At 55.9% G+C, this 11,648-nt stretch carries 12 protein-coding genes; all 12 read right to left on the reverse strand.

From position 1 onward, the window contains the following. Positions 1-639, reverse strand: a 639-nt coding sequence (locus Q7U71_07700) for a GNAT family N-acetyltransferase (GenBank protein MDO9391640.1), incomplete at its 3' end; no start/stop codon positions are given. 315 nt (positions 640-954) lie between these two features. After that, complete coding sequence (locus Q7U71_07705) at positions 955-2,283, reverse strand: TldD/PmbA family protein (GenBank protein ID MDO9391641.1); 1,329 nt, start codon at positions 2,281-2,283, stop codon at positions 955-957. A gap of 88 nt (positions 2,284-2,371) precedes the next feature. Further along, positions 2,372-3,823 (reverse strand): TldD/PmbA family protein, encoded by a 1,452-nt coding sequence (locus tag Q7U71_07710; protein MDO9391642.1) that lies wholly within the window; start codon positions 3,821-3,823, stop codon positions 2,372-2,374. 393 nt (positions 3,824-4,216) lie between these two features. Continuing rightward, on the reverse strand, positions 4,217-5,212 hold the full coding sequence (gene trpS, locus Q7U71_07715; protein ID MDO9391643.1) for a tryptophan--tRNA ligase: 996 nt from the start codon (positions 5,210-5,212) through the stop codon (positions 4,217-4,219). Between the two features lie 3 nt (positions 5,213-5,215). After that, on the reverse strand, positions 5,216-5,881 hold the full coding sequence (locus Q7U71_07720; protein ID MDO9391644.1) for a hypothetical protein: 666 nt from the start codon (positions 5,879-5,881) through the stop codon (positions 5,216-5,218). After that, positions 5,881-6,780: a YitT family protein gene (locus Q7U71_07725; protein MDO9391645.1), complete on the reverse strand. Its 900-nt coding sequence runs from the start codon at positions 6,778-6,780 to the stop codon at positions 5,881-5,883. The genes Q7U71_07720 and Q7U71_07725 overlap by 1 nt, the downstream gene beginning before the upstream one ends. A 3-nt stretch (positions 6,781-6,783) precedes the next feature. Next, the gene (gene larC / locus Q7U71_07730) at positions 6,784-7,956 is read right to left on the reverse strand and encodes a nickel pincer cofactor biosynthesis protein LarC (protein MDO9391646.1); all 1,173 of its coding nucleotides are present in this window, start codon (positions 7,954-7,956) and stop codon (positions 6,784-6,786) included. Further along, positions 7,956-8,705: a nickel pincer cofactor biosynthesis protein LarB gene (gene larB, locus Q7U71_07735; GenBank protein ID MDO9391647.1), complete on the reverse strand. Its 750-nt coding sequence runs from the start codon at positions 8,703-8,705 to the stop codon at positions 7,956-7,958. Before larB ends, larC begins: the two co-directional genes overlap by 1 nt. Next, a complete protein-coding gene (larE, locus tag Q7U71_07740) occupies positions 8,692-9,486 on the reverse strand; it encodes an ATP-dependent sacrificial sulfur transferase LarE (GenBank protein ID MDO9391648.1) in 795 nt (264 codons plus the stop codon). Before larE ends, larB begins: the two co-directional genes overlap by 14 nt. 109 nt (positions 9,487-9,595) lie before the next feature. After that, positions 9,596-10,081 carry a metallophosphoesterase gene (locus Q7U71_07745; protein MDO9391649.1) on the reverse strand — a complete coding sequence of 162 codons (486 nt, stop codon included), beginning with the start codon at positions 10,079-10,081 and terminating at the stop codon, positions 9,596-9,598. 102 nt (positions 10,082-10,183) lie between these two features. Beyond that, complete coding sequence (gene mutM, locus Q7U71_07750) at positions 10,184-11,002, reverse strand: bifunctional DNA-formamidopyrimidine glycosylase/DNA-(apurinic or apyrimidinic site) lyase (GenBank protein ID MDO9391650.1); 819 nt, start codon at positions 11,000-11,002, stop codon at positions 10,184-10,186. 15 nt (positions 11,003-11,017) lie between these two features. Next, a partial coding sequence (locus Q7U71_07755; protein ID MDO9391651.1) for a hypothetical protein occupies positions 11,018-11,648 on the reverse strand: 631 nt, incomplete at its 5' end.

Here is an 11,648-nt window from a genome sequence, read left to right on the forward strand (position 1 = left end):
TCGGTGGTCGTAATACCCGTAAACCCTTTTTTGCTTGATCAAGCCTTCCAGCGCCTGCTGGTCAAAGGTCTTGGCCGACCAACTGTCAAGATACAACCCCTTCCAATGTTTGGCCTGGCGGTCGCGGTTGAAAAAGCCGAGATATTCCCCGCATTCTTTTGGCTTGGCCGGCACCATGACGGTCTCCTTGGCCGGGAGCAGTTTGCCGGCGTATTCGTCGAACTCGGCCGCTATCTTCATGGACTTGGACTTCCCCAGATGCTGGGATATCTTGTTGTAGGATCCGGTGGCATAGCGTATGAACCGGGGTTTCAGGCTCATGGCCTTCTTCCAGGTGTAGTCCTGGATGATGCGGCCGATACCGTGCCCCCGGTACTTGGGATCAACCCTTAAGCCCTCCAGCCAAAGCTCGCCCGGCCGGTGGATGGTGATCTTGCCCACACCGACCGGCCTGTCCTCTATCGTGGCCGCGAAGAAAAGGCCGCCCTTGGTCTTTACCCACTGGTCCCAGACCTCGGGCATGTAATCTCCCCAGCGGCCGAAGGTATGCTTGCAGAAGTCAAGCACCACAGCCTTGTCCGAGGGCCTGGCCGGGCGGATCTTTATCCGGCCTGCGGCATATTTATTTGTATCACTCATATCTGTGTCCTTATCATTTTGATAGGATGATCAGCGATTTACTCGGGATATCGGTTAATCAACAGGGTTCAACCCCGGTTGTCGCGTTAAATACTATCAGTGAGCATCGCAGTTGACGGCGGAAGAAAGCTTGTCTGGCCTGTTTGAGGGCTTGGCAAAATCCCGAGTTCAGACAAGCCCGCCGACTACGAGAAGCGCAATGCGGGTCCGCTGAAGCCTTGGCGTAAGCGTGGCCCGGATAGTATTTTGCGACGAGCTTTTTTCTTTTTGGTTCTTTTTCTTAGTTGGCGGCACAAAAAAGAAAAAGAACATACTCTAGGCCTCGGTCAGCCCGGTAAAATGAAAATTATTGACCTTAAGCGGCGGAACCACCATGTTCTCCTGGCTCTCCGGCACGCCCAGCGTCTCCACATTGTTAAAGAACTCCACCAGGTCCTGGTTGAACCTCATATTCTTGACCCCGCAGGACACTTTGCCGTCCTCGATCAGGAAGGTGCCGTCCCTTGTCATCCCTGTGATGACGGGGATCTTGCGGTCCACCACCCGGTTATACCAGAAACGGGTGACCAGCACCCCGCGCTTGGTGGACTTGATCATGTCCTCCAGCGAGGCATTCCCGCCTTCCAGGATCAGATTCCGCGGCATCGGGCCGTAGGTGTTGGGCTGGGGCAGGCCGTGGCCGGTGGTCTCTGTCCTGTCCTTGGCCGCTGTTTTCAGATCGTAAACCGGACCGCGGGCCACCCCTTTTTCTATGATCATCACCTTCTTCCTGGGCATGCCCTCGGAATCAAATGGCTCGGCCCAGACCGCCAGGGGATTGTAGGCATCATCGCTGATGGTGATATTGCCACCCATCAGTTTCTGCCCTATCTTCCCGGACAGGCAGCTCAGGTTCTCCTGGACCGCCAGGGCGCCGAAAGAAAGATATGAAAGGAACATTAACGGCGTGGTGACCGCTTCGGGCTCCAGGATCACGGTGTAATCCCCCGGCTCCAGCGCCTTGGCATTGAGTCCGCCCAGGCACTTTTTGATGGCGATGGCTGCGATCTTCTCCGGGTCAATCTCACCTGCTTTGCGCGCCGTCTGGGCAAATCGTCCGGCTGTAATGCCGGAACGGGCGGTAAGCTCCATCCGCAGGGTGCTCATGTTATGATAGGCGAACAACCCATTGCTGTTGGCCATGGCGGTGGCATAAAGTGTGTTGTTGACCAGTCCGGCCAGCTCCACTTTTTCCTGCCGGGCCAGTTTTACGGCCTTAAGCACCATCTCCGCCCTCTGCTCCGGCTCCATGAAGGCCGAACTCTGGTCAAAGGCCGGGATCTCCCGGTATTGCTGCGGCCCCATCATCGGCGGAAGTTCCTGTTTGCTGGTGATGGCCCGGGCTGCATTTACGGACCGCCTGGCCAGTTCTTTAAGCGACTCGTCGTCAAACTGGTTGGTGGTTGCCCGTCCCGAGCGTCCTTCCAGGTCCACCCGCAGGGAGATGTCGATGTCCGATGTCTCCACATTCTGGTGGATGGTGTTGTTGGCGATCCTGGTCAGCGGGCTGGCCGTCTGAGTCAGGATAACTTCGGCCTGGCCTTCTTTGGCAAAGGACAACGCCCTTTTGCAGATGTCGTGGGCCTGATTTTTATCTATCAACATTTTATTTCCGTTCAAATGATTTTTATTTTTTGAGACTGTGTTCACTGCATGTTCATCGTCAGTGTCCATCAGTGTCGATATATGGCCGCTACTTTTTCCCCGGCACCACGCCGACCTTGATCTTCCGGAACCTTGACGGCGCACAGCCCTGGGCGGTCCTGGCCAGCTGTCCCGGTTCGCCCTTGCCGCAGTTGGCGGTTCCCCAGATCTTCCAGTCCTTTGGCCCGGCGATGGCGTCGCAGGCGTTCCAGAACTGGGGGGTGAACCCGGTGTAGGTGGCGTTCTTCAGCATCCGGCCCAGCTTGCCCTTTTTGATCTCCCAGGCGATCTCGGTTCCGAACTGGAAGTTGGAGCGCCGGTCATCGATGGAAAAGCTCTTGTTGCTGGCCATGTAGATGCCGTCATCGGTCTCGGAGATTATCTGCTCGGTTGACTTTGTGCCCGGCTCCAGGTTGATGCAGGTTATCCGGACGATGGGCATGTTGCCCCAGCCGTCGGCCCGCATGGCCCCGGTGGAGTTCTTGCCGATGACCCTGGCGGTCTCGCGGGATGACAGGTAGTTCACCAGCAGGCCGTTCTTTATCAGATCGGCCTTGTGGGTCTTTACGCCCTCGTCATCGTAGCCGTAACTGCCCAGGCCCATGGGACAGGTGGGATCGGAGGAAATGTTGACGATGTCGGAACCGTATTTCAGCTTGTCCAGATTGTCGGTGGTGGCAAAGCTGGTGCCGGCGTAGTTGGCCTCGCTGCCGAACACCCGGTCCAGCTCCAGCGGATGCCCGACTGATTCGTGGATCTGAAGCGAGAGCTGGGAGCCTTCGATGATGATGTCCTTCTCGCCGGACGGGCACTGGTCGGCCGAAAGCAGGGCCACCGCTTCTTCCGCTGTTCTCCCGGCGTTCCCGGCAAAGTCCAGTCCCTCTATCATCTCGTAGCCGTTGGATTCCCACTGCCCGCCGTGGGAACAGGGATAGGAGCGGTACTGCACGTCGCCGTCCTTGACGGCGGTGGCGGTGTAGCCGCCGCCGCACTGCACTATCCTTTGTTCTATCACCGAGCCAATGGTGGAGGCGAACAGCTGGTCCTCCACCCAGCCCGCGATCCGGGATTCGGTGATGTTCACCCCCTTCACCTGGCGCATGGCGGCATCGGTCTTAAGCAGCAGGGCGATCTTCTCCTCCAGCGGAACTTCCAGCGGGTTCTTTTTGTGCGGGGTGACGTATTTGTCTATGTACTTCTCCACCGGGGCCAGCTCCAGGTCGCGGACCTTAAGCAGGGCGCTGGCCTTGGCCACCTTGACGGCCAGCCTGGCCACCCGCTCGATCTCGGCCTTGTCGATCTTGGGACTGGAGGCAAAGCCCCAGGCCCCGTTAACTATCACCCGGATGCCGAAGCCGCCGGAGGTTCCCCGATTGATGCTGCCCACCTGGCCGTCCTTGACCTCCACCCGCTCGGATTCATCGTTGATGATCCGGATGTCGGCGTAGGTGGCCCCGGCCACCTCGGCCACGTTAAGGGCGTGTTGTGCTAGGTCTTTCAAAATGTTTCCTCCATTTATGGTGCTTTTGTCATCCTGAGACAGACCACTTGCTTGTTCAATGTTGTCATACTGAGACAGACCCCTTGCTTGACAAATCGAAGTATCAACTGCAGACTATTTGTCTTTAGCCCGGTTATGTTCTTTTCTTTTTGTACCGCCAACAAGAAAAGAACCAAAAGAAAAAGCTCGTCGCTTAAAACTCTCCAGGCGTTGCGCTTCTCGTTGCCGGCGGGCTTGTCTGAACTCGGGCTTTGGCCAAGCCCTCAAACACGCCAGACAAGCTTTTAACCGCCATCAACTGCTATGCTCACTGATCGTTTTAACGCGACTTACGGGGTTGGCACCTTCTGTGCAATTTATTTCCCGTGGTAATCGGATAAGCAGTAAGAATTATTACCCCAATATATCCCGGTAATCTATCTTCATGGCAGTCTTGGCCCTTTCCAGGATGTCCCCTGTCACTTCCTGCCCCTTGATGATGCCCTGCTTCAGCACATTCCTGACATAACCCAGGTCATTACCCAGTTCTATGCGCTTCTGCCGGATCGGGGCAAAATAACCGTTCATGTTGGCTATCAGCTCCTTTTTGCAGACCACGCAGCCCCGCCCGCCCTTCAAACACTCCTCCTTTATGGCGGCGTGGCCGGGAGTGAATATCTGGTGATAGGCGTAGACCATGCAGCCGTCCGGGTGGCCGGGGTCGTCCTTGCGGGCCTTGGTGGGGTCGGTGTAGGCGCTCATGATCTTCTTGGCGGTATCATCCGCGCTGTCCTTGATGTCTATGGCGTTGTTCAGCGACTTGCTCATCTTGGAATTCCCGTCCAAACCCTTGATCCGCCCAAAACTGCCGGTCTTGGCTTCCGGCTCCACAAACACCGGCCCGTAGATCCGGTTGAAATCGCGGGCGATCTCCCGGGTCATCTCGATCATCGGCAGCTGGTCGTCGCCCACCGGCACCAGGTCGGCGTTGAAGGACAGAATGTCGGCCGCCTGGGAGACGGGATAGGCAAAGAACCCGAAGGGCAGTGATTCCCCGAAACCTTTCTGCTTGATCTCCTCCTTGACCGTGGGATTGCGGCCCACCCGGGCCACCGTCACCAGGTTCATGAAGAAGATGGTCAGATCGGCAATGGCCGGCAGTTTTGACTGGATGACGATGGTGGATTTGTTGGGGTCTATCCCCGCCGCCAGGTAGTCCAGAGTGACCTCGATGATGTTGTCGTGCACCTTTTGGGGATCGTCAAAGTTGTCGGTCAGGGCCTGAACGTCGGCGATCAGGACATAGGTCTCGTACTGGTCCTGCAGTCTCACCCGTTCCACCAGCGAACCAAAATAATGCCCTATGTGCAAAGGCCCGGTGGGCCGGTCTCCTGTTAGAATCTTTTTCATACTTTATTCGTTTTTTTTCTTGTGTTTTGTTCGTTGTTCACTACCGTAACAAATTTTTGCAAGACGATTCTCATATTCCGTTAAGGGTCGATTTCTTGTTTTTTCATCCGCCAAGGCTTTCTGTTTTTGGTCAGATGGTAAGTTGTCTGGCCAAGGTTTATAGTCATTTTGTATTTCATTCCAATTCTTAGCAATTGATTTATACTGTACAAAACCCATTATTCCCATCATTGACATATTACCGAAGCTTGACAATGATAGGATCGTGTAAATATCAGAAATATCAGGTCTTTGTTCACCACGAATATGAAATAAAATAAAGGGAAATGACGCTAATAATGGGATGCAAAAATTTGCTGCTGCTGCTTTGATTAACATACGGTTGTTATTACGTAAAAGGAAACTTTTTATTTTCCTCAATTCTAATGGCAACTCTGAGTCTTTGCAAACATAGCCAAACCGGTATGACAGACCAAGGCTGAAAAAAAAGACAATCGTAAAAGGCAAAGTACCGGATACGGCTACAATTAATATCTTCCAGAAGGGTTCTCGTGCATTAGGGACATTATAGGAGATGACACAGAAAATCGCGTACCATATTGCCAATACTAATCCTACTGGCCCATGCTGTTCAAAAACACCAATATAACGTGGTAACTTTTTCATCATCAGTTCTCAGCCACCTTTGACCAAGAGGTAAACCCGTGCCCCAGTACCTCCTTGACGTCTGTCACCACCATGAAGGCCTTGGGATCCAGCAGGCTGACAATTTCCTTCAACTGCACCAGCTCCCTCCGGCTGACCACGCAAAACAGGATGGTGCGCTCGGTGCCCTTGTAAAATCCCTTGCCCACCCACATGGTGCCGCCCCGGTTCATCTCCAGCACCACTTCGCCCCTTATCAACTGGTGATGGTCGGAGATGATATAGGCCGCCTTGTTGTAGGACCAGCCCTCCAGGATCACGTCCAGTATCCGGCTGGAGATGTACAGGGTGATCAGGCCGTACAGGGCCAGGTCCACGCTGCGGAAGGTCAGCCCGGCCAGCACGATGATGAAGAAGTCCACCATGATGATGCCGATGCCCGGGGTGGCGTTGGAGTACTTGGAAATGATCTGGGCCACTATGTCCGAGCCGCCGGTGGTGGCCTGGTGCCTAAAGGCCAGCCCCAGTCCTATGCCCAGCAGTATGGCCCCGTAGACCGCCGCCAGGATGGCGTTCTGGGTGGCCGCCTTAAAATGGAACATGGCCTGCAAAAAGTCGGTCAGAAAGGAAGTGACGAACACCGCATAGATGGTGCGGAACCCGAACTTCTTGCCGAACTCCAGCATCCCCCAGATGAACAGCGGAATGTTGACGGCAAAGATCACCACCCCCACCGGCAGTTTGAACAGGTAATGCAGGATGGTGCTGATCCCGGCCGCCCCGCCCGGGGCGATCTTGTGGGGCACCAGGAACAGGTCGTAGGAAAGCGCCATCAGGGCGCAGCCCACGGTGATCATGAAAAAATCCCAGATGACCTTTGACAATTTGGGCTTTAAGCCCAGACTTCTTAGTGTGATGTCCATAGGTTATTTCTTTTGGTCCTTTATGAATTGCGCCCTGGCCAGTTCCATTATCTTCATCAGGGGCTGGCCGCTTTTTTGGGCGATCTGTTTGCATTCCTCATATTCCGGGATGAACTTATGCGACCCGTCATACAGGGTCGCCTTTTTGCCGGAGACAACACCATGGGCGGTCTTTACTTTTATCTCCTGCCGCGGCAGGGTGTATCTTTCCATCTCCCGGCGGCGGATGCCCAGGGTGGTGGTCTCGGCAAAGATCGCGTCCAGCATCAGGGCCTCGTTCTCCGGGTTGGTCAGCACCGAGAGCATCACCGCCGGACGGTTCTTCTTCATTTGGATGGGCGTGAAATACACGTCCAGCGCGCCCTGCTTGAAAAGGTCTTCCATCAAATGCTGGTATACCTGGGGGTTCAGGTCGTCGATGTTGGTTTCCAGCAGCACGATGTTGTGTGGGCATTTGCGGCCGGGCAATAACTCCCCCGCCAGCACCCTTAAAAGATTGGGCTGGGCCAGTTCCCGAGTACCCGCTCCGTTCCCAACCGACTTTAGGACCATTTGGGGCATCGGCCCAAAGCTTTCGGCAAAGTGGGTGATGATGGCCGCCCCGGTGGGGGTCACCAGTTCGCCGGCCAGTTCGTTCTGATAGACCGCCGCTTTCTTCAGCAATTGGGCGGCGGCCGGGGCCGGCACCGGCAGAATGCCGTGCTGGCACTTGACCTGGCCGTGCCCCACGTTCAGGGCCGAGCAGAACATTCTTTTGGCTCCCAGGTCTTCCAGCGCCAGGCAGCTGCCCACGATGTCTATGATGGCGTCCACCGCCCCCACTTCGTGAAAGTGTATCTTGTCGATGGAAGTACGATGAACCTTTGATTCGGCTTCGGCCAGTTTCGTGAATATGGCGATGGAATTCTCTGTGACAAAACCTGACAGCCCGGCCTTTTTGATGATGCCCTCTATGTCCTTTAAATGGCGGCAGGGTTGCGGCCCCTGGACAACTTCCAGATGCAGTCCGCTTAAGCCCTGGCGGGTCACCTTGGCCAGCGCCACCTTCCAGCCCTTGACCGGCAGGCGTTTCAATGAGCTTTCTATTTTCTTCCAACTGGCCCCGGCGTCTATCAGTCCGGCCAGGATCATGTTGCCCGAGGCCCCGGTGGGGCAGTCAAAGTAGATCGTATTCATCAGCTCTTTCCCTTGGAGATCATCCAGGCCAGGTAACCGGCCCCGAACCCGTTGTCTATGTTGACCACTGCCACGCCGGGCGAGCAGCTGTTGAGCATGGCCAAAAGCGCGGTGATCCCCCCAAAACTGGCCCCGTAGCCCACGCTGGTGGGCACGGCTATCACCGGACAGGCCACCAGGCCGCTGACCACGCTGGGCAAAGCCCCTTCCATCCCGGCCACGGCCACTACGGTTTGGGCTTTCTGCAATATCTCCCGCTTGTCTAAAAGTCTATGGATCCCGGCCACGCCCACGTCCCATAAACGGACGACTTTGGCCCCCAGCAGTTCCGCAGTAACGGCAGCTTCTTCGGCCGCCGGGATGTCCGAGGTCCCGGCCGTTACCACCGCGATGTATTCAGCGCTTTTGGAAGCGACCGGCTTGCGGTTGCTTATGATCCGGGCCACGGAATGGTACACCGCGCCGGGGTTCATCTTTTTAACCGCCTTATAATGCTCCGGAGCGGCCCGGGTGGCCATCACCAGCCCGCCTCCCGCCATGGCCTTGAATATTTTGGCGGTCTGTAAGGGAGTTTTCCCCTGACAGAAGATCACCTCCGGCGCCCCCCGGCGCAGCTGCCGGTGGTTGTCGATGCTGGCAAAACCCAGGTCCCGGAAAGGAAGATGCCGCAATGCTTCCAACGCCCTGTCTTCCGTCAGTTTTCCAGCCCGGATGTCCTTTATTATTTTCTTCAGTTTATCTTTTTCCATTTTTCCCGCTTATCGTTTGAGTATCGAAACAACCGGACTGATATCCGGCCAGATCAAGGGCAATGAATTTGTATCCGGCCCGGCGCAGGGAGCCAATTATCTTGTCTTTAGACTTAAGTACTTTGTCAAACTCAGATGAAAGTATCTCCAGCCGGGCCAGTTCCCCGTGGTGCCTCACCCGGCAATGGCTCAACCCCAACTGGCGCAGGGCCTGCTCCGATCTTTCTATCTGTTTCAGTATCCTGGGGGTGATGGCCGCCCCGTAAGGGATCCTGGTAGCCAGGCAGGCATTGGCCGGAGCGTTCCAGACGGCAATGCCTTTTTGTTTTGCCAACTGCCGGATCTCGTTCTTGGTCAAACCGGCTTCGGCCAGGGGGCTTTTTATCTTCAGTTCCTTAAGCGCTTTTAAGCCCGGGCGGTAGGTTTTAAGGTCCTCGGCATTGCTGCCGTCAATGACAACGGGGATCCCCCGGCGTTTAGCCAGGACCCTGATCTGTTCAAACAGCATTTTTTTGCAGAGATAACAGCGCGAGACCGGATTGGTTTTAAAGACCGGGCTATTGAGCTCCCGTGATCTTATGACCAGATGCTTTATTCCAAACTTGCGGGCCAAAGCCCTGGATGTTTCAACTTCTTGATTGCTGTGGATCGGCGAGACGGCCGTGACGGCCAGGCATTTGTCTCCCAAAGCTTCCCGCGCCAGCACGGCCAACAGGGTGCTGTCCACCCCGCCGGAATAAGCGATCAGGGCACTGCCGTAGCTTCTGAGCAATGCTGTCAGTTTATTTTTTTTGCCGTTTAAATCTTTATCCGGCTCTGCGTCTCTGTGATGGAGTTTACCCTGAGCGACGCACTGAGCAAGGCCGAAGTGTGTATCGAAGGGTGGCATATTAGAGATCTATTATCCGGCCGCTCATGTCGGAGAGGTCCACCACCGCGCAGGTGGGTTTTCCGGATAGATACCCGCAGCCCTCGCCGGGGTTGATGACCAGCGTCCCCTCTTCCCTGATGTCCAGCTTGTGGGTGTGGCCGTAGACCACCAGGTCAAAGTTGCCGGACTTGACCAGGCTCTCCAGACAGTAAGGCTCGTGCATCATGCAGATCCGCCGGGATCCCAGGTCGAACTCGTAGGGCCCGGGATGCAGTTCAAACCCGGCTTCCTGGAATTTCTGGGAGAGGTAGACCCTGTCGCCGTCGTTGTTGCCGAACACGGCGATCAGCTTGAGCTTGGCCTGCTCGAACACCGGCACCATGAACGGAGAGATCATGTCGCCGGCGTGCAGCACGGTCTTGACGCCGTCCGCCTTAAAGGCCTCGCAGGCCTTGTAGCAGGACTTCAGGTCGTCGTGGGTGTCGGAGATCAATCCAATTTTCATATGACTTTTACTGTTTACTGTTTTCTGATTTGTGTTTTAGCTGCGATCCAATTATATCATTCCCTCACTAACATCTAGTCCCTAGTCCCTATCATCAGTTCCCTACCGTTGGCACTTTGGGCACCAATATGTCCCCCTTCCCCGGAACATCTCCTTGACTATCGTATGCCCGCACTTCTTGCATTTTAAGCCTTCCTTGTCGTAGACCCGGTGCTTCACCTGGAACCAGCCGCTTTTCCCCTGGCCGTCCCGGTAGGTGTCCACCGAGCTGCCCCGGGCGGCCACGGCCTCCTTGAGTGTCCTGACTATGGCGGAGTGCAGTTTCTTTATCTGTTCGTCTTTAAGCAGGGCGGCCGAACGCTGGGGCGCTATCCCCGCCCGGTGCAATGCTTCCAGCACGTAGATGTTCCCCAGCCCGGCCAGCACCGTCTGGTCCAGCAGCACGGTCTTGACCGGGCCTTTGCGCCCGGCCAGCCTTTGCTTTAAGACCGCCGGAGTGAATTTCCCGTCCAATGGTTCCGGCCCCAGTTTCTTGATCTCCGGCAGTTCGTTTGGGTCATCGGTCAGCTTGATGGAACCGAATTTGCGCTGGTCGGAAAACACCAGCCTGGTGCCGTCCTTAAAATAAAAGATGATCCTGGCCGATCTGGGCAAAGGATCATCTTTTTGCTGGTGCTGCAGCACCCCGGTCATCTTAAGATGAATGACCAGGGTCAGGCCCGAGCCCAATGATATCAATAGGTATTTGGCCCGCCGGTCCACCTTGGCAATTTTTGCCCCCTGGATGATCCCAGCAAATTTCTTAAAACCGATCCCTTTGACCGATCCGGGAAAAAGGCCCTGGACCGGTCCTATGACCCTCCCAGCCAGCAGGCGGTTCAGGTCTCGTCTGACAGTTTCTACTTCAGGCAGTTCTGGCATTGGCAGTTGATCCTTTTAACCCTTGAGCTTTTTCATTTCCTGTTCCAAAGCCTCCAGCTCGGCCATCAGGTCGCTGTTATCATCCGGCGGCGCCTCCACGGCTTGGGGGATCTCCAGCACCGCCTCCGTCTGGATCCTGGCCGGGATATCCATTTCGGATGACGGCATTTCTATCCTGACCTCCGGCATCGGGTGGATCTCCGGTTCCATCTGGGCGGCCGGCTCGGGCTGGAGCATCGATTGCGGCAGGCTTAGTTCGGACGGGTTGGATGATGCAGAAACTGGCTCCGGATGGATCATCGTTTGCGGCAGGTTAAGTTCGGATGGATCGGGTGCGGCCGCAACCGGTTCCGGTATGCGGATCTCGGCGGCTGCCTGCTGATAAGCGGCCTGCTGGCTCTGGTTCTTCAGGTCGGCGTACTCCTGGATCATGGCGCTGTGGCGTTCCCTCAGCGATTCTACCTGCTGCTCCATCTCCTGGTTGGCTTTTAAAAGCTCGTCGTTGCGCGTGCGCAGGTCGTTGAGTATCTTCTCCCACTTTTGCCGCTGTTCCTGGAACTTGGTCTGCAGGTCCTTTACCTGGGCTCCAACCTCCATCTTTGCCTGGCTGACCGCGGTCTGGATATCGGTCTGATGCTGGGCTTGC

This window comes from bacterium, assembly GCA_030655055.1.
GTDB lineage: Bacteria > Edwardsbacteria > AC1 > AC1 > EtOH8 > UBA5202.

Coding starts and splice junctions, on each gene's coding strand:
- Q7U71_07705 (MDO9391641.1), bottom strand. CDS start 2,283: ATGTTGATAGATAAAAATCAGGCCCACGACATCTGCAAAAGGGCGTTG.
- trpS (MDO9391643.1), bottom strand. CDS start 5,212: ATGAAAAAGATTCTAACAGGAGACCGGCCCACCGGGCCTTTGCACATA.
- Q7U71_07720 (MDO9391644.1), bottom strand. CDS start 5,881: ATGATGAAAAAGTTACCACGTTATATTGGTGTTTTTGAACAGCATGGG.
- Q7U71_07725 (MDO9391645.1), bottom strand. CDS start 6,780: ATGGACATCACACTAAGAAGTCTGGGCTTAAAGCCCAAATTGTCAAAG.
- larC (MDO9391646.1), bottom strand. CDS start 7,956: ATGAATACGATCTACTTTGACTGCCCCACCGGGGCCTCGGGCAACATG.
- larB (MDO9391647.1), bottom strand. CDS start 8,705: ATGGAAAAAGATAAACTGAAGAAAATAATAAAGGACATCCGGGCTGGA.
- Q7U71_07745 (MDO9391649.1), bottom strand. CDS start 10,081: ATGAAAATTGGATTGATCTCCGACACCCACGACGACCTGAAGTCCTGC.
- mutM (MDO9391650.1), bottom strand. CDS start 11,002: ATGCCAGAACTGCCTGAAGTAGAAACTGTCAGACGAGACCTGAACCGC.